At 72.6% G+C, this 17,581-nt stretch carries 16 protein-coding genes; 10 read left to right on the forward strand and 6 right to left on the reverse strand.

Features of this window, described 5'->3' with window-relative positions; genetic code table 11:
* Window positions 1–110 precede the first annotated feature (110 nt).
* Together ACZ3OF_RS13735 and ACZ3OF_RS13740 are read left to right on the forward strand one after the other, a co-directional pair.
* Window positions 111–647, forward strand: a complete 537-nt coding sequence (locus tag ACZ3OF_RS13735; protein WP_361673208.1) for a MarR family winged helix-turn-helix transcriptional regulator — start codon at window positions 111–113, stop codon at window positions 645–647.
* Between the two features lie 61 nt (window positions 648–708).
* The gene (locus tag ACZ3OF_RS13740; RefSeq protein ID WP_467304619.1) at window positions 709–1,323 is read left to right on the forward strand and encodes a GNAT family N-acetyltransferase; all 615 of its coding nucleotides are present in this window, start codon (window positions 709–711) and stop codon (window positions 1,321–1,323) included.
* 10 nt (window positions 1,324–1,333) lie between these two features.
* Here the strand turns inward: ACZ3OF_RS13740 and ACZ3OF_RS13745 are convergent, their stop codons facing one another.
* Window positions 1,334–2,062, reverse strand: a complete 729-nt coding sequence (locus ACZ3OF_RS13745) for a DUF6215 domain-containing protein (RefSeq protein WP_467304621.1) — start codon at window positions 2,060–2,062, stop codon at window positions 1,334–1,336.
* A 312-nt stretch (window positions 2,063–2,374) separates the two neighbouring features.
* Here ACZ3OF_RS13745 and ACZ3OF_RS13750 point away from each other — a divergent pair, with 312 nt between their 5' ends.
* Both ACZ3OF_RS13750 and ACZ3OF_RS13755 read left to right on the forward strand, forming a co-directional pair.
* Window positions 2,375–2,860: a VOC family protein gene (locus tag ACZ3OF_RS13750; protein WP_361673201.1), complete on the forward strand. Its 486-nt coding sequence runs from the start codon at window positions 2,375–2,377 to the stop codon at window positions 2,858–2,860.
* Window positions 2,861–2,884: 24 nt separating this feature from the next.
* A complete protein-coding gene (locus ACZ3OF_RS13755; RefSeq protein WP_361673198.1) occupies window positions 2,885–3,283 on the forward strand; it encodes a TOBE domain-containing protein in 399 nt (132 codons plus the stop codon).
* 17 nt (window positions 3,284–3,300) lie between these two features.
* Here ACZ3OF_RS13755 and ACZ3OF_RS13760 read toward each other — a convergent pair whose 3' ends face one another.
* Window positions 3,301–3,486: a PucR family transcriptional regulator gene (locus tag ACZ3OF_RS13760; protein WP_467304624.1), complete on the reverse strand. Its 186-nt coding sequence runs from the start codon at window positions 3,484–3,486 to the stop codon at window positions 3,301–3,303.
* Between the two features lie 16 nt (window positions 3,487–3,502).
* Window positions 3,503–3,973 (reverse strand): hypothetical protein, encoded by a 471-nt coding sequence (locus ACZ3OF_RS13765; protein ID WP_467304989.1) that lies wholly within the window; start codon window positions 3,971–3,973, stop codon window positions 3,503–3,505.
* Here ACZ3OF_RS13765 and ACZ3OF_RS13770 point away from each other — a divergent pair.
* The 4 genes from ACZ3OF_RS13770 to ACZ3OF_RS13785 all read left to right on the forward strand — a co-directional run bounded on the left by ACZ3OF_RS13770 (window position 3,869) and on the right by ACZ3OF_RS13785 (window position 7,828).
* Window positions 3,869–4,357: a molybdopterin-binding protein gene (locus tag ACZ3OF_RS13770; protein ID WP_467304626.1), complete on the forward strand. Its 489-nt coding sequence runs from the start codon at window positions 3,869–3,871 to the stop codon at window positions 4,355–4,357. The genes ACZ3OF_RS13765 and ACZ3OF_RS13770 overlap by 105 nt on opposite strands.
* A 103-nt stretch (window positions 4,358–4,460) precedes the next feature.
* Window positions 4,461–4,856 (forward strand): TOBE domain-containing protein, encoded by a 396-nt coding sequence (locus ACZ3OF_RS13775; RefSeq protein WP_361673194.1) that lies wholly within the window; start codon window positions 4,461–4,463, stop codon window positions 4,854–4,856.
* A 104-nt stretch (window positions 4,857–4,960) separates the two neighbouring features.
* Complete coding sequence (gene modA, locus ACZ3OF_RS13780; protein WP_361673191.1) at window positions 4,961–5,779, forward strand: molybdate ABC transporter substrate-binding protein; 819 nt, start codon at window positions 4,961–4,963, stop codon at window positions 5,777–5,779.
* Between the two features lie 84 nt (window positions 5,780–5,863).
* A complete protein-coding gene (locus ACZ3OF_RS13785; RefSeq protein WP_467304629.1) occupies window positions 5,864–7,828 on the forward strand; it encodes an ABC transporter permease in 1,965 nt (654 codons plus the stop codon).
* A 53-nt stretch (window positions 7,829–7,881) separates the two neighbouring features.
* Here ACZ3OF_RS13785 and ACZ3OF_RS13790 read toward each other — a convergent pair whose 3' ends face one another.
* Window positions 7,882–11,937: a molybdopterin-dependent oxidoreductase gene (locus tag ACZ3OF_RS13790; protein WP_467304973.1), complete on the reverse strand. Its 4,056-nt coding sequence runs from the start codon at window positions 11,935–11,937 to the stop codon at window positions 7,882–7,884.
* A gap of 253 nt (window positions 11,938–12,190) precedes the next feature.
* Here ACZ3OF_RS13790 and ACZ3OF_RS13795 point away from each other — a divergent pair, with 253 nt between their 5' ends.
* On the forward strand, window positions 12,191–12,556 hold the full coding sequence (locus tag ACZ3OF_RS13795) for a GNAT family N-acetyltransferase (protein WP_361673185.1): 366 nt from the start codon (window positions 12,191–12,193) through the stop codon (window positions 12,554–12,556).
* A gap of 412 nt (window positions 12,557–12,968) precedes the next feature.
* On the opposite strand, the gene ACZ3OF_RS13800 is transcribed toward ACZ3OF_RS13795, so the two are convergent.
* Window positions 12,969–14,255, reverse strand: coding sequence for a serine hydrolase domain-containing protein (locus tag ACZ3OF_RS13800; RefSeq protein ID WP_467304632.1), 1,287 nt, complete (start codon window positions 14,253–14,255; stop codon window positions 12,969–12,971).
* Between the two features lie 531 nt (window positions 14,256–14,786).
* Here ACZ3OF_RS13800 and ACZ3OF_RS13805 point away from each other — a divergent pair.
* Window positions 14,787–15,878, forward strand: coding sequence for an aromatic ring-hydroxylating dioxygenase subunit alpha (locus ACZ3OF_RS13805; RefSeq protein WP_361673181.1), 1,092 nt, complete (start codon window positions 14,787–14,789; stop codon window positions 15,876–15,878).
* Window positions 15,879–15,918: 40 nt separating this feature from the next.
* Here ACZ3OF_RS13805 and ACZ3OF_RS13810 read toward each other — a convergent pair whose 3' ends face one another.
* The gene (locus ACZ3OF_RS13810; RefSeq protein ID WP_467304635.1) at window positions 15,919–17,559 is read right to left on the reverse strand and encodes a phospholipase D family protein; all 1,641 of its coding nucleotides are present in this window, start codon (window positions 17,557–17,559) and stop codon (window positions 15,919–15,921) included.
* Window positions 17,560–17,581: the final 22 nt, after the last annotated feature.

Raw genomic sequence — 17,581 nt, forward strand, 5'->3', positions numbered from 1 at the left:
GGGCCGTCGGCGTCCCGCCGCCCCCGGGCTCGAATGCCTGAGCGGTAAGATTCTCAGTGCTGTGAGATGCCGGAGGGGACGCCGGCCGGAGCCGTACGAGGGGATGGAACATGGCTGCATCGAAGCCGGCGAGCCGCGACGCGGTGGCGAAGGTGATGGAGGACTGGGCACGCGAACGTCCGGAGCTGGACACGAGCCCCCTCGACGTCCTCGCCCGGCTGCACCGCACCTTCCTCCGCTACAACACCCGGATCACCGCGTCGATCGAGCGGCACGGCCTCTCCGTGGCCGGGTTCGACGTACTGACGGCGCTGCGGCGCTCGGGTGAGCCGTACCGGCTGACGGCGGGGCAGCTCGCCGACTCCGGCCTCGTCTCCTCGGCGGGGGTGACCCTGCGGATCGACCGGCTCGAGAAGGACGGTCTGATCGTGCGCGAGCGGGACGCGGACGACCGGAGGGTCGTCTACTCCCGCCTCACCGAGCACGGCCTCGCCACCGTGGACACGGTGTTCGCCGAGCACCTCGACAACGAACGCCGGATGCTCGACGCCATGTCGCCCGCCGAGCGCCGGCAACTCGCCCGCCTCCTCCGGAAGCTGGAGACCTCGATCCTCGACTCGGACGAGCCGGAGGCGGCCCCGGCGTGACGGGAGCGGAAGCGGGCGAACCGGACCCCCGCTGCGCGGTCCAAGATCATCGGGGAGCAGAATGACCCGTATGTCGATAACGAACATTCCGCAGACGGCAACGCTCGACGACGCTCCGATGATCGGTCGCGCGTTGACCCGCGCCTTCGACGACGACCCGATGATGCGTTGGTTCTTCCCCGACGACACCTCGCGCGAGGCGGCCCTCGGCCGCTACTTCACGACCCTGTTCACCCGGCAGTACGTCCACCACGCGGTGTGCGAGCGCACCGCGGCGGCGGCCGCCTTCTGGGTGCCGCCGGAGGCGCAGGCCAAGGCCGTTCCCGACGCGGAGACGATCCAGGAGCTCCAGAACATCCTCGGTGACCGGGCGCCCGTGTTCGGCGCCGCCGTGGAGGCCGCCGCGCAGCACACGCCACAGGAGCCGCACTGGTACCTGGCGCTGATCGGCGCCGACCCGGCCGCCCAGGGCCAGGGGCACGGGGCCGCACTGCTGCGCTCGGGGCTGGCCAAGGCCGACGCGGCGGGGCAGCCCGCCTACCTGGAGTCGTCCAAGCCGGACAACCTGCCCTTCTACGAGCACTTCGGCTTCCGCGTGCGCGAGGAGCTGAGCCTCCCGGGCGGCGGGCCGGTGCTGTGGGCGATGTGGCGCGAGCCGCGCGACCCGGTCGCCTAGCGGATTCCGGTCACTGCCGTACGGCGCTCGCGGGGCTCCACCCCGGGAGCGTCGGCAGGACCGTCTCGGCGACGCGGAGCAGTACCGCGTCGTCCGGCTCCGCGCCGTCCTGGCGCCAGAGGGTCACCTCGTAGGAGCCGCCGCTGTCCTTGGCGTCCCGGGCCACGGTGAGGGTGCGGGCCGGGACGCCGGGACCGGTCTCGGCGTCGCTCCCGTCGAGGCGGAAACGGATGCTGATGGTCTGGTCCGAGTAGAGGACCGCCGGGCGTCCCAGGACCGTTCGCTCCTCGGCGCCGTGCCCGCCGAACGGGGTGAACCCGGCCACCGGGCGGCCGTCGTAGGTGGCCGCCAGCGTGACGGTGTAGGTCGCGAACTCGACCTCGGACGTGGGCGTGGCGATGTCCCTGGCGGCGCCGGCGAGCTTGAGGGAGCCGTCGCTGCCGTGGGCGGACGTCGCCCTCTCCGCCGGCGTGCCCAGGAGCCGGGCGAGATCGGGGCGGTTCAACGCTTCGCAGAGCTGGTCGCCGGAGAGCCGTCCGCGCGCCTCGGCGGTCTCCCGACGCGTCTCCTCGGACTCCCCGTCCGAGCACGTGGCGGGCCGTGGCGGACCGCCGCCCGTGTCCGCCGTCTCCCCCAGGGCCCACGCGCCGAGCCCCAGTGCCGGTACGAGCAACAGACCGGCTACGACCTGCCCCCACATGCCCGCGCCCTTCGGCAGCGCGTCGATGTCCTCCGCCATGTCCCCCACCTGCTGTGACCGCCCGACAGGTGCCGGGGCCGGGGCACACTAACCCGTGATCATCGGGCGGACAAGGGAATTCCTCTCAGCTCCGCGGTGGCCAGGGGCCGGTGAGCAGCCGCTCGGCCTCCCCGACGATCTCGCGCGCCGCCTGCTCGCGTTTCCCGTCCGTGCGCCTGGACCCGGGCGGCCCTTCGGGCTATCCGGTCGCAGGGCGCCGCGCGGCGTGGTCGGGTGCCCCGGGGTTCGGGATATCAGTGGTCGCAGGCGACGGTCGGCGGTGACCGTTCCGCTGCGAAAGGTGGAGGACCAGTGAGTGTGAAGCCCGTTCCCGAGGACTATCCGAGCCTCACGCCGTACCTCTGTGTGGACGGAGCCGCTGCGGCCATCGACTTCTACGTCTCCGTGCTCGGGGCGGACGAGCGGATGAGGATGCCGGCCCCCGACGGCAGGATCGGCCACGCCGAGCTGGCGCTCGGCAACTCGATGATCATGCTCGCGGACGAGTTCCCGGGCATCGGATTCCGCTCGCCCAAGGCGGTGGGCGGCACGCCCGTCACCCTGCACGTGTACGTGGAGGACGTGGACGCGGTCTTCGCCGACGCCCTCGCCGGCGGGGCCACGGAGGTGTCGCCGGTCAAGGACGAGTTCTACGGCGACCGGACCGGGCAGTTCGAGGACCCCTTCGGCCACCGCTGGAGCGTCGCCACGCACATCGAGGACGTCGCACCGGAGGAGATGAGGAAGCGGGCCGACGAGACCATGCGCTCCATGGACTCCACGCCCGACGGCGGCTGACCCGCCGCGGGCTAGAGTGCGGGTGTGCCGTCGTACAGCATTGGGCAGGCAGCGGGGCTGCTCGGAGTGAGTTCGGAGACCGTCCGTCGGTGGGCCGACAGCGGTCGGCTGCGCATGGACCGTGACGGTTCGGGAAACCGGGTCATCGACGGTGCCGGCCTCGCGGCTTTCGCCAAGGAACGGGGCGCCGGCCTGTACGCGGTGCCGGAGGACGATCTGCCGACGTCCGTGCGCAATTCGTTCGTGGGGATCGTGACCGCCGTCCGCTTCGACGACGTCGCCGCGCAGGTGGAGATCCAGTCCGGTCCGCACCGGCTCGTGTCGCTGGTGACGAGGGAGTCCGTCGAGGAACTCGACCTCTCCGTCGGCGTCACGGTGACCGCGCGGGTGAAGTCGACGAACGTCCATGTCGACCTGCGCTGACGACCGGCCGCCCGCCCTCAGCCGCAGAGCAGCGCGGTCCGCAGGTCGAGTCTGTGGTCGAGGCGGGACAGGTCACGTCCCGTCAGGGCCTCGATGCGTTCGATGCGGTAGTGGACCGTGTTCACATGGAGATGGAGGGCTTTGGCCGTCCTCGCCCAGGACCCGTCGTGGGCCAGGAACACCTCCAGCGTCTCGAGCAGCATGGCGTTCGAGGACCCCTCACTCGGGCAGGAGCGGGCCCAGGACCCTGGTGCGGTACACGTCCTTCACGTCGGCGGGAACGCCGGCCAGCAGGGTGTCCAGGCCGAAGAGTTCGTCGACGGCCATGACACGGCCGCTCCGCGGGGACGCGACCCGTGCCGCGGCCCGTGCGTAGCGGGCCTGGGTGACGGCCGCCGGAAGGCCGGCCGCCTCCGCCACGGGAGCACTCACTCCGCAGTGCAGGACGGCGTCCGGACGGCACGCGTGGATCAGCGGCCACACCTCCGCGAGCCGGGCCTGGATGTCGTGCCCGCCTCCGATGCCGACGACCCCGACGGCCTCACCGTCCGAGCGCTCCGCGACGGCGAAGGAGGCGGGCCGGAGGTGGCTCAGCCCCTCCGCGGGGCGTCGCGGCCCCTCGTGTGCGGGGACGTCGCGGAGCCGGTCACGCTCTCCGTGGCGGAGCTGCGCGAGGGGTGGGAGGGACACCGGGCGGACGTGGTCTTCGACTGCGCCACGAACGGACCGCAGCACCACCGCTTCGAGGGTCCGCTCCTGCGCGAGGTGGTGAGCGGTGCCCGGCCCGCCTTCGACCCGGCGCGCCGCAAGGAGCGCTCCCGGTTCCTGCTGGCCGTGAACGGGGGCGACGGCCACCACACGGTGCTGTCCTGGGCGGAGATCGACGCCGACTTCGGCAACGCGCCCATGCTGCTCGCCACGCGCATGGACGACACCGACCTGGACGCGGTCGGCACGCAGCTGGTCATGCCCTCCGACCGGTGCGGGGCGCGCTGCATCAGCACCGTCACCAGGATCTGGATCGGCACCTGCAGGCTGCCCGACACCGCCCCGGAGCCCTGCGGAACCGACTGAGCGCGCCGACGTTCGGCCTTTCCTCCATGCGACCTCGCATTCGCCATGGACAGTCCTACGGACTTGTTGCAGCTGCCAGGCCAATCGCTCTACGGTGTCGCTTATGCAGTCCTACACCATCGGGCAGGCGGCACGTCTGCTCGGCGTCAGCCCGGACACCGCCCGCCGCTGGGCGGACGCCGGCCGGGTCTCGACCCACCGCGACGAGAGCGGCCGTCGACTCATCGACGGCCGGGATCTGGCCGCCTTCTCCGTGGAGATCGCTCAGGGCGGCAGCGGCGAGGAAGACGCGTCCTACACCTCGGCGCGCAACGCCTTCCCCGGCATCGTCACCGCGATCAAGCTCGGCGACATCGCGGCGCAGGTGGAGATCCAGGCGGGCCCGCACCGGCTCGTCTCGCTCCTCACCCGTGAGGCCGTGGACGAGCTGGGACTGGAAGTCGGCATGCAGGCCACCGCCCGCGTGAAGTCGACCAGCGTGCACATCGACCGCACCTGACCCCTCACGCATTTCCCGAGCGGCGGCGTCCGTCACCGGCGCGGCTCGTCACCATCCGCGACGGACGGCGTCCTGCCGACCACACGCCCAAGGAGCCCCACCGCATGTCCCTGTCCCGCACCTTCACCGGGCGCCGTGTCGCCGCCGCCGGCGTGACGGCCGCGCTGCTCGTTCCTCTCACCGCCTGCGGCAACGACGACACCAAGAAGTCCACCGGCGGTTCGACCTCGGGGTCCACGTCCGCGTCGGGTGCCCCGAAGGCCGACCTGACGGTCCTGGCCGCCGCCTCCCTGACCAACGTGTTCAAGACGGCCGGCGCCGCGTACGAGAAGGCGCACCCCGGCACGAAGATCACGTTCTCCTTCGCGGGCTCGCAGGAGCTGGTGGCCCAGGTCGCGCAGGGCTCGCCCGCCGACGCCCTGGTCACCGCCGACACCAAGAGCATGGCCAAGGTGAAGGCGGACACCGGCACCCCGACCGTGATCGCCAGGAACCGGCTCGTCATCGCCACCGGCGAGGGCAACCCGCACAAGGTCGACGAGCTGAAGGACCTCGCGGACACCAAGCTCAAGGTCGTGCTCGCCGCGCCCGAGGTGCCGGCCGGCAAGTACAGCAAGCAGGTCCTCGACGCCCAGAAGATCACGGTGAAGCCGGTCTCCCAGGAGCCGAACGTCCGCGCCGTCCTGAGCAAGGTCGAACTCGGTGAGGCCGACGCCGGACTCGTCTACAGGACGGACGCCGCGACGGCCCCCGACAAGGTCGACGCCGTCGAGATCCCCGACGCCCAGAACGCGATCGCCGAATACCCGGCGGCCACGCTCAAGGAGTCCAGGAACGCCGAGGCCGCCGCCGCGTTCGTCGCCTGGCTGTCCACTCCGGAGGCCCAGAAGATCCTCCAGGACGCCGGGTTCCAGAAGCCGTAGCCGGAGCGATCCCCGAGGGGCTGCCCGTTCCGGGGGGACGGACAGCCCCTCCCTCATTCCCCACCCGACCCCCAGGGACCACCGATGAAGAGAACCGGCCGTCGCGCCCCGGGCGCCCGCGCGCCCCTCGCCCTGGCGATTCCCGCGCTGCTGGCCGTGACCTTCCTCGTACTGCCGCTGATCGGCATCCTCGCGCGGACGCAGTGGAGTCAGCTGGCGGACCACCTCGGCTCACCCGGGACGACGCAGGCGCTGCGCCTCTCCCTCGTGGTGTCGTTCTGGTCGCTCGGCCTGTCCCTGGTCCTCGGAGTCCCGCTGGCCTGGCTGCTGGCCCGGGTGTCGTTCCCGGGCAAGGCCCTCGTACGCTCCCTCGTACTGCTGCCGATGGTGCTGCCGCCCACCGTCGGCGGTGTGGCGCTGCTTCTCGCGTTCGGCCGCCGCGGGCTGCTCGGCCCCTGGCTGGAGTCCACCTTCGGCATCACGTTCCCCTTCCACACCTCGGGCGCGGTCCTCGCGGCGACCTTCGTCGCCATGCCGTTCCTCGTCATCAGCCTGGAAGGCGCGCTGGCCGGGCTGCGGCCGCGGTACGAGGAGACGGCTGCCTCCCTCGGTGCCTCGCCGGTACGGGTCTTCCTCACCGTCACCCTGCCGATGGTGGCGCCCGGGCTGATCGCCGGCGCGGCCCTGACGTGGGCGCGGGCGCTCGGCGAGTTCGGGGCCACCATCACCTTCGCCGGGAACCTGCCCGGCACCACGCAGACCCTGCCGCTCCAGGTGTATCTGCTGCTCCAGGACGAGCCCGAGGCGGCGACCTCCGTCTCCCTGCTGCTGCTCGTCATCGCCATGGCCGTGCTGATCGCGCTGCGCGGGCGCTGGACCGGCACCCCGTCGGGCCGTGCGGAGCAGCCCCCGCGGCCGGTGGACGGGACCCTGCCGGACGGGCCCCTCTCGGCCCGTGCCCTTCCCGACGGCCCCTTCGTCTCCGCCGGCGCCGAGTCCTCCGTTCCCCGGGAGGACTGGGCGCTGCACGCCGAGGTCACCGGCTTCACCCGGCTCACCCTGGACGCGGAGCCCGGCACCACCATCGCCGTCGTGGGCCCCAACGGCGCCGGCAAGACGACCCTCCTGCGCGCCCTCCTCGGCCTCACCCCGCGCGCCCACGCGGACCTTCGCCTGGGTGACGTCGACGTCACCGGCCTTCCGCCGCACCGTCGCCGCGTCGCCTGGGTCCCCCAGGACGGCGCCCTCTTCCCCCACCTGTCGGCGCTCGCCAACACCGCCTACGGGCTGCGCGCCCAGGGTGTTCCCCGGGCGGAGGCACGGCGCACCGCGCAGCAGTGGCTCGACCGCCTCGGCGTCGGGCACCTCGCCCACCGCCGCCCCGCGCAGCTGTCCGGCGGCCAGGCCCAGCGCGTGGCACTCGCCCGGGCGCTCGCGGCGCGCCCCCGGCTCCTGGTGCTCGACGAGCCGCTCGCCGCCCTCGACCAGACCACGCGGGCCCATGTCCGCCACACCCTGCGCTCGCATCTCCAGGGCTTCGGCGGCGTCTGCCTGATCGTCACCCACGATCCAGTCGAGGCCGTCTCCCTCGCCGACCGGGTCCTCGTGCTCGACGAGGGCCGCGCCCTCCAGGACGCCTCCCCGGCCGAGGTCAGCCGCCACCCGCGCTCCCCCTGGGTCGCCCGGATGCTCGGCCGCAACGCCTGGCCCGGCACCGCGACGGCCGAGGGCCTCGCGCTGGCAGCCGGCGGCACCCTGGTCGTCGCCGACACGCTCCCGGCCGGTACGGAGGCGCTCGCCGTCATCGCGCCCGAGGCGGTCTCCGTCCACCGCGAGCGGCCGGGTGGCAGCCCCCGTAACGTCTGGCCGGGCACCGTACGGGAGATCACGGCGAGCGGAAGCCGGCTGCGCGTGCTGATCACCTCCGACGAGGCGCCCGACCTCGTCGCCGAGATCACCCCGCAGGCCGCGGCCGAACTCGGCCTCGCCGACGGAACGCCCGTCTGGACCAGCGTCAAGGCCACCGAGGCGACCGCCGTGGCCCTCTGACACCCGGGGGGCGCGTGCGGGCGCAGGGGGGCGCACAGAGGGCGCGTCGGGCGTCAGTACACGTCGCGGACGTACCGCTTGTCGGCGGCGAGCCGCTTGACGTACAGCCCCGCCCCTTCCTCGTCGAGACCGCCGTGGGCGACGGCGATGTCCCGCAGCGCCCGGTCGACGTCCTCGGCCATCCGAGAGGCGTCGCCGCAGACGTAGAAGTGCGCGCCGTCCTGGAGCCAGGACCAGAGCTGGTGCCCGTGCTCACGCATCCGGTCCTGGACGTAGACCTTGGCGCGCTGGTCGCGTGAGAAGGCGGTGTCGAGCCGCGCGAGGGTGCCCTCGGCGAGGAAGGCGGTCAGCTCGTCCTCGTAGAGAAAGTCCGTGGCACGGTGCTGCTCCCCGAAGAAGAGCCAGTTCGGGCCCTGGTGGCCGCGGGCCCGGCGTTCTTCGAGGAAGCCGACGAAGGGAGCCACTCCCGTCCCCGGGCCGACCATCACCATCGGTGTGCCGGGGTCGGCCGGAGGCCGGAAGTGGGGTGAGCGCCGGACGGAGACGGGCACGGGGGCGCCGGGCGGCGCATCGGCGAGGTACGGCGAGCAGACTCCCTTGCGGGGGCGGCCGTGGAGGTTCTCGTACCGGACGACGGAGACCGTCAGGGACACCTCGTGGGGGACGGTGAGCGGGCTGGAGGAGATGGAGTACAGGCGCGGCTGGAGGCGCTTGAGGACGCTCGCCCACTCCTGCGCGGAGGCGCGGACCGGGTGCTCGGCGATGACGTCGACGGCCTGGCGGCCCCAGGACCAGCGGGCGAGTTCGCCCTTGTTGTCGGGGCGCAGCAGCTTCCTCAGGTCGCGGTCGCCGGTGCGTTCGTGGACGAAGGCGAGGAGGGCGGGGGTGAGGCGGGTGATGTCCAGGTGCCGGTGCAGGGCGTCGGCGAGCCCGACCGCGCCGATGCCGGCGATCTCGACCGTGGCGGCGGGGTCGACTCCGGTGACCGCCAGCCATTCGGTCACGAGGTCGGGGCAGTTGACGGGGTGGACGCCGAGGGCGTCGCCGGCCTCGTAGAGGAGGGGGGTCTCGCTGTCCCGGGTGTCGAAGGTGAACCGGCGGACCTCCTTGCCCGCCCCCGGCAGGCTGAGCAGACGGTTGCCCGTCAGCCGTGCGGTGGCCTGGGCCGGCTTGCTCGTACGGACCGGCGCGGCAGCCGGAGAAGGGGCGGCGCCCGGCGCGGAAGCGGCAGGCGGGGAAGCGGCAGGCGTGACTTCGGCCGTCGGCTCTCCGGCGAGCCGGTCGAGGACATGCGCCAGCCAGGCGTCGGCGGAGTGCTCGTAGTCCGGCTCGCAGTCCGTGCGCGGTGCCAGACGGACGGCACCCAGCTCGTCCAGGCGCCGGTCCAGGCGGCGCCCGTGGCCGCAGAAGTCGTCGTACGAGGAGTCCCCGAGGGCGAGTACGGCATACCGCCTGCCCTCAAGGCTCGGGGGGTCGGCGGCGGTGAGCGCGTCCCAGAACCCGGAGCCGTTGTCCGGGGCGTCGCCGTCGCCGAAGGTGCTGGTGATGAGCAGCAGGTCGGCGGCGGGCGGCAGGGACCGCGGATCCGTGCCGTCCATGCCGAGGAGCGCAGGGCGGTGGCCCGCCGCGGAGAGACGCTCCGCGGCGGACGCGGCGAACTCCTCGGCGTTGCCCGTCTGGGAGGCCCAGAGCACGACGACCTCACGGCCGGAGGCGGTCGGGGTGCCGGGCGTGTCGTCCATGACGGCCTGCGGCGCTCGGGAGTACAGGCCCGCGAGCGCCCCGTTCACCCAGCGCGCGTGCTCGTCGCTGAACGGGGCGCCCGGCGGCAGGACGGGAACACCCGGCACGCCGGACGCCAGCCCGGCGAGGAAGCCGACCAGGTACTGGCGTTCGTGCTCGGCGAGCGTGGGCGGAGGTGTGCCCTCCAGCCCGAAGACGGCCGCGGCGCCTGGCAGAACGGCGGAGGGCACGATCACGGACGGCACGATCACGGACGGCTCCGCGATCACGGACGGCTCGTCCGGGCGTGCGGCGACCTTCGCCAGCGTCACCGCGCACATCTTGAACTCGGGCTGGAAGGAGATCGGGTCCACGGCGTCGTTGGTCACCGCGTTGATGCTCAGATACTCGCCGAACAGGTCGTTCCAGTGGAACGGCGCGAAGCAGCAGCCCGGCCGCACCCGGTCGGTGACGACCGCGGGCAGCACGGCCCGGCCGCGCCGGGAGGCGACCTCCACCGAGTCGCCTTCGCCGATGCCGAGGCGTTCCGCGTCGTCCGGGTGGATCTCGACGAACGGCCCCGGGGCGAGCCGGTTGAGTGCGGGGACCTTGCCGGTCTTGGTGAGGGTGTGCCACTGGTGCTGGAGCCGCCCGGTGTTGAGGACGAACGGATAGTCGTCGTCGGGCATTTCGGCCGCCGGGACGTGGGGGCGGGCGAAGAACACCGCCCGTCCGCTCGCCGTCGGGAACACCGGACCGCCGTCGTCCGCGAGGTAGCGGATCGGGTTGCGGTCCGGGCCGTCGGCGGTGGGGGCGGGCCACTGCACGGGCGTGGCGCGCAGCCGCTCGTAGGTCACGCCCCGCAGGTCGTACCCGGTCCTCGGGTTCGCGGCGCGCTTGATCTCCTCGAAGACCTCCTCTGCGCTGTCGTACGAGAACGCCTCCTCGTACCCCATCGCGCAGGCGATCCGCGCGATGATCCGCCAGTCGGCGAGCGCCTCCCCCGGCGGATCCACCGCGGGGCGGGCGAGGGTGAGGGTGCGTTCGCTGTTGATCAGTACGCCCTCGGTCTCGGTCCACAGGGCGCCGGGGAGTACGACGTCGGCGTAGGCGTTGGTCTCGGTGTCGGCGAACACGTCCTGGGTGATGACGAGTTCGGCCGCTTCCAGTCCCTCGATCACGGTGCTGCGGTGGGCGACCGAGGCGACGGGGTTGGTGCAGATGATCCAGCAGGCCCTGATCTCGCCGTCGGCCATGCGGCGGAACAGGTCGACGGTTCCCGTGCCGGAGCCGTCCTGGCGCACGGTGCCGGGTTCCAGCCCCCACAGCTCCTCGACGAAGGCTCGGTCCTCGTCGACGAGCACCGAGCGCTGTCCTGGCAGGCCCGGCCCCATGTACCCCATCTCGCGCCCGCCCATGGCGTTGGGCTGGCCGGTGAGGGAGAACGGCCCGCTGCCCGGGCGGCAGATCGCGCCGGTCGCCAGGTGCAGGTTGATCAGGGCGTTGGTGTTCCAGGTGCCGTGGGTGGACTGGTTGAGCCCCATGGTCCAGCAGCTCGTCCACTCCCCCGCCGTGCCGATCCACTCCGCCGCCCGCCGGATGTCGGCCTCCGGCACACCGGTGATCTCGGCGACCTTCGCGGGAGGGTACTCCGCGAGGAAGGCCGGCATCGCCTCCCAGCCCTCGGTGTGCTCCGCGATGAAGTCGGCGTCGGTGTGCCCGTTCTCGTGCAGCAGGTGCAGCAGTCCGTTGAGCAGGGCCAGGTCGGTGCCGGGGGTGATCTGGAGGAAGAGGCCGGCCTTGTCGGCGGTGGCGGTGCGCCGCGGGTCGACGACGATCAGCCGGGCGCCCGCCTTCACCCGCTCCATCAGGCGCAGGAACAGGACGGGGTGGCAGTCGGCCATGTTCGAGCCGATGACGAGGAAGGCGTCGGCCCGCTCGAAGTCCTCGTACGAACCGGGCGGTCCGTCGGCCCCGAGGGAGAGCTTGTAGCCGCTGCCCGCGCTCGCCATGCACAGCCGTGAGTTGGACTCGATCCGGTTGGTGCGTATGTAGCCCTTGGCCAGCTTGTTCGCCAGGTACTGGGCCTCCAGGCTCATCTGCCCTGACACGTACATCGCGAAGGCGTCCGGCCCGTGCTCGTCGATGACGGCCCGCAGCCGCAGGGCCGTGTCCGTGATCGCCTCGCCCACCGGGGCCGGTACGGGTCCGGCCCCGCGCTCCGGGCGTACGAGGGCGGTGGTCAGCCGTCCCGGCGCGGCGAGCATGTCGGCCGTGGTCACGCCCTTGGTGCAGAGCCGGCCGCGGTTCGCGGGGTGTGCCTTGTCGCCCGAGGCCTTGAGGACGGTGCGGCGGCCGTCGGGGCCGGAGGCGATGTCGAGGAGCACGCCGCAGCCCACGCCACAGTAGGAGCAGACGGTCCGCACCTGGTCGACGGCGGCCGACGAGTCCTGTGGGGGCACGGGCTGGGGCCTCTCTGTCGATCGAGCGTGGCCTCGACGGTACGGAACGCCCGTTGCGCCGATGTGACCGCGGGCGATCATGCACGGTAACGCTCGTCACACACCGGCCGGACCGGCGGTGTGAGCCGGCGGACCGGCAGAATTGCCTGGTCGTGGTGGATGAGAGCCTGGAGTCGACGTGTCGTTGCCGCCGTCCCGCACCGTGGTGCGCCCTGCTCGCGGAGAGGACCTCCCGGTCCTCCAGGAGTGCCTGGAGGCGGACGGCGAGGTGCCGGGGCTCATGATTCTCGACGGTGCGACCGTCGATCTGATGATGATCGACGTACGTAGCCATCGTCAGGGCCTGGGCAGGGTGCTGCTCTCACGGGCCGAGGAGATGCTCTTCGCCGAGTACGCGGAGCTCCGGCTGGAGAGCTTCGCCGGCAACGGCGCGGCCAACGCCTTCTATGCGGCGTGCGGCTGGTCCGTGGCCGGGCTCCTGGACTCCGGGACGCCGCCGAAGGCCGAGTTCGTGAAACACCGCGGCGCGACGACGAGCGCGTGACGAGCGGCGGACGGCGGGGCCGACCCGGCGCCCGGGGAGCCGCATCCCGGTCGTCACGGAATATGCCCCCGGTTCTTTCGTGCACGACCCTGTTGCGGGCGGATGGCCGGTGGGAGGGTTGGGGGTACGCGGTCCTCGCCCTGGCCCCCGAGGTGGATCGCGCCCGGCCCCGTCCGCGACTGCGCGCGGGCGGGGCGGCCGGGCGCCGGTGTCCCCCGAGCGGCGAGCGCATGGGCGTGGGCGGCCTTCGCGGCCGTGGCCGCACGTCGGGTCGAACCTCGCGGTGGCCGGCGAACCGCCCACGACCGCCCCGTCGTACGGAGTGACGACACCGCACGGGGAAGGGCCACCGGTCCGCTCGACCGATGGCCCCTGATCACTCCCGTCCGACCCGCGGTCGGTGGGTGGTGGGTCAGCCGCGCTCGGGCAGGTCCTTCTCGGCCGGGAGCGTCGAGAAGCCGCGCTCCGCGGGAGACGCGGACTTCGCCGTCGCCGGCTTCTTGCCGCAGAACGCGGCCTCCAGCGTTCCGCCCAGGGCGGTGTTGGCCTCGCCCCGGTTCGACGTGTTCGCCATCGCGGCGAGGCTGCGCTTGCCGTCACGCGTCGCGAAGGCGTAGGTGTAGAAGCCCTGCACGGTCCCCGTGTGGCCGAACACCTGGGTGCCGCAGGACAGGTCGTAGCGGCGCAGGCCGAGGCCGTAGAACCGGGTGTTGGTGGCGTCCGTGGGGGTGACGGTCGTCATCGCGTCGAGCATCCTCGGCGACAGCAGCCTGCCCCGCATCAGCGCGGTCATGAAGGTGTTCAGGTCCGCCGGGTTGGAGATGACGGCCCCGGCCGACTGCGCCCAGGACACGGTCTGCTCCGTGGAGTCCACGAGCGCCCCGCCGGCCTCGTCGGGGTGCAGGTAGCCGCGCGCGTGCAGCCCGGAGATCAGGGTGTCGGGGTGGACGTACGAGGTGTTCCGCAGCCCCAGCGGCTTGATGATGCGGCGCTCGTACTCCTGGGCGACCGGACCGCCGGTGGCCTTCTCGATGAGCATGCCGACGACCACGAAGTTCGCGTTCGAGTACTTGTACGCCACGCCGGGCTGCGTGGTGCGGGGCTCGCTCAGGGAGAGGTCCACCAGCTCCTGGTAACTGAAGACCCGCTTCCGGACGGCCTCGAAGCCAGGGACGGTCTGGTTGAACATCTTGTCGGTGTAGTCCGCCAACCCACTGCGGTGGGTGAGCAGATGACGCACGGTGATCTTGTCGTCGGGCAGCAGGCCGGGCAGGTAGCGGTTGACCGACGCGTCCAGCTCGATCTTGCCCTCGTCCACCAGCTGCAGCAGGACGACGGAGGAGAAGGTCTTGCTCACGCTGCCGATGCGGAAGCGCGCGGCGGTGTCCATCGGCGCGCCCGAGACGCGGTCGCGGACGCCGAGGGCCTCCGTGCGGACGACTCTCGGTCCGGTGAACCGGGCCATGGCGCCCGGTGCGCCCTTGGCCATGGCGGCGTTCAGCGCGGCGGCCACGCCCTCCATGTCGGGGGCGGGGCTGGTGGGGCGGGCGGCCGCGGCCGCCGCGGCGGCGTCGGCGGTGGCGGTGGCGACGGGAGCGGCCGGGGCGGCGACCGCGCCGGTGGCGGGAACGATTCCGGCAGCGAGCGCGGCGAGCAGGGTGGTGCTGATGGCAAGGCGTCGATGCGACGACAGGGGCACGTTGATTCCTCGACTCGTTCGACACGGCACACGGGCTGGGGTGTGCCGCGAGGTTCCGAAGGACCCGGCCGCGGCGCATGCCGTCTCCGGAACCCATGGATCATGAGTGCCAACGCGACGGGTTCGGTTCCTGACACGGGCACACATGATCCGGAGTCCTCCACTCCGTCCGCCCCCTCCTCGCCTTCGCGGCACGAACCGGCTCGTGCCGTCGACATGCGCCGGGGATGGCGGGGGGGTCAGATTGGAGGTATCCGACCCGCCGCGCCGCAAGGCGGCCGGGCGGCCGTCGCCCACGTCCGGCCGGCGATCGTCACCCCGCCGGCCCTGCGGCCGACGGCGCCGGCCGCCGCCCTCCCGGCCCGGCCGGACACCCGCCGTGAGCTGGAAGAGACCTCGTCGCGGGTGCGACGCGCAGGGCGGGGTACCGGCGGTGACGGCTCGGTACGCGGTGGCTGAACCACCCGCCCGCTGCCACCCTGCAGAAGAGCCCGTTCCGCAGCGATGGCCTGCCCGGCGAGGGAGTGGTGAATGACCGAGGCGCAACCACGGCGTACGACCGCCGAAGAGTCCAGGGCCCTCACCGACCTCCGGAGAATCGGAATCCACCCCGATTTCTGGTATCCGGTCGCCGTGTCGCGGAAGGTCCCCAAGGGAAAGGCGTTCGCCGCGGTGTTCGCGGGCCGGCGGATCGCGCTGTACCGCGGTGCCAGCGGTGAGGTCTTCGCCCTGGAGGACCGGTGCGCACATCGTCAGGTACCGCTGAGCATGGGAGTCGTCGAGGGCGATACGCTCCGATGCTGCTATCACGCGTGGGCGTACCGCGGAAACGGGCGCATCTCACAGATCCCCTATCTCCCCAAAGGAGTCGACCGGCCACCGCGGGGCGTGCGCGCCTATCCGGTCCGCGAAATGTACGGACTGGTGTTCGTCTTTCCCGGGGACCCGGAGAAGGCGGCGGCGACACCGCTTCCGGAATTGCCGGAGTTCTACTCCTCCCGGCACAAGACCATGACGTTCTCGCGCACGGTGCGGTGTCACTACACCTTCATGCACGAGAACTTGCTCGACATGAATCACCAGTTCCTCCACCGGGGCGTCCTGGGCAAGATCCAGCCCAAGCTCCTGGGTTATGACACCGGACCGCGGTTCGTCGAGGCGCGCTATCTCTTCGTTCCCGGCGGCGGCAGGAAAGACCGCGGCGCCGGACTGCTCTCCGCCGAAGGGATCGGCGGTACCGACTCCCCCGATGTCGTCACCGTACGCACCGAATATCCGTACCAGACGCTCCAGGCGGTGCCCACGCATTCCGAACTGCCCGCGTTCTCCCTCTGGGTCGCCTACGTGCCGGAGGACGCCGAGCAGCGCATCAATCACGCGTACGGCCTCCTGATGATCGCGAAGCCGTCGATCCCGGGGGCGCTGGACCTCGCCTGGCCGTTCATCCGCCGCTTCACGGAACGGGTGTTCGCCCAGGACCGGATGGCGGTGGAGGCCGAGCAGCGGGCCTGGGACGAACAGGGCGAGGACCGGAACCACGAGGTGTTCCCGCTGATCCTCGACGTCCGGGACGTGCTGCGTACGAACGGCGTACCGATCACGGCGGGCACGACCGCCCCCTAGCCGGGCCCGTACACCCGTACGACCGCGCCCGTCGCCGGGATCAGAACGTGCTGCGGCGCCGCAGCCTCAGCGGGCGCCCGTCCGGGTCGATCAGAGCGCGGTGCAGCGGCGCGGCGGACAGCCGCTGCGCCACCGGCAGGTCCGGGACGACGTACCGCCGCAGCCGGCCCGCCGGCCGTGGTCCAAGGCGGCCCCGCGCGTGCCAGGCGTCCAGTGCGGTGGCCGCCCTGGCGAAGGCGTCGAAGGCGACCGCGGGGTCGCACAGCGCGTCCGGAATCGCCGCCGCCCGCCGCCGGGTGGTCCCTTCCTCGTCCAGGTGCTCACGCATCAGCTCCAGGCGCAGTTCGCGGGCGAAGGCCCGCGCGCCGTCTCCGAGCCCGCCGGGGTCCCGCGGCTGCCGCGGGTCCGGGCTCTCGTCGACGACGGCGCAGGTGAGTTCGGAGTCGTGGGTCCATGAGCGGAGGTTGATGTTGTCGGAGCCGACGGAGGCCCAGGCGTCGTCGATCACGCACACCTTGGCGTGTACGTAGACGGGGGTCCCCGCGTGGTTCTCCAGGCCGTACACCGCGACCCGGTCGCCGCCCGCGCGGCGCAGCTCGTCCAGCGCCTTGATCCGTCCGATCAGGTTCATCGGCAGCGAGAACCTGCCGTCCTGCTCCGGCGCGGAAGGGACGACTCCGATCATCAGCAGGCCGGGCTGACCGGCCAGAGCCTCGGCGAAGCCGGCCACCACCCTCGGGGACCAGAGGTACTGGTCCTCGACGTAGATCAGCGCACGGGCCCGGCGCAGCGCCTTGAGGTACCCCCGGGCGATGCTCCGTTCGCCGTCGGGTGCGAAGGGATAGCCGCGCAGCAGCCGATTCGGGTACGTGCGCAGGAGCTGTACGGCGTGCGTGCCGCACGGTTCCGGATCGGGTGCCTGCGGCGGCAGCCTGCCCGCGGCCGTGTCCTCCCGGTGCGCCAGCTGGCGCAGGCGGGTGAGCGGGCTGCGGCTGAGCGGAGCGGGGTCCTCCCACCGTTCACGGAACACGGCTTCGACGTCGCCGACGACCGGGCCGCGCAGGGCGAGCTGGACGTCGTGCCACGGCGGGTGCGGACCGTAGGCGGCGGCCATGGGCAGGGACTGGCGGTCGCCCCGGTGGGTGGCGTCGTCGTTCCGGTTGTGGCAGAGATCGATGCCGCCGACGTACGCCACGTCCAGTTCCGGGCGCCCGGGGTGCCGCAGCACCACCAGTTTCTGGTGGTGCGAGCCTCCGGGCCGTACGCGCATGTCGAGCAGGCACTCGCCGCCCGCCTCCTCGATCTCCTCGCCGAGGTGACGGTTCTCCTCCTCGCTGAACCGGAGACTGTCCAGGTGGGAGCGCCACAGCAGCCCCTTCACGACGACGCCGCGCCGGGCCGCCCGGCAGAGCACGGTGCCGATCTCGGTGCCCTCCCCGGCGAGCCGCTCGTCGGGATCGCCGCGCCAGTCGGTGAAGAGCAGCAGGTCGCCGGCGCGCATCACGCGGACGGCCGCCAGCAGTTCCCGGAAGTACACGGCCCCGTGCACCAGGGGGCGCGCCTGATTCCCCTCGGACCAGGCCTTTCCGTCCGGACGGCGGCTGTCGAGGCGCGTGGCGCTGTTGCCGCGCTCGCCGGGGCCGAGGAGCCACTCCGCGCGCGTCACGTCGTCGGGCCTCACGGTGGTCCCCCGTGCCCCTCGG

This window comes from Streptomyces sp. NPDC022552 (genome assembly GCF_055561875.1).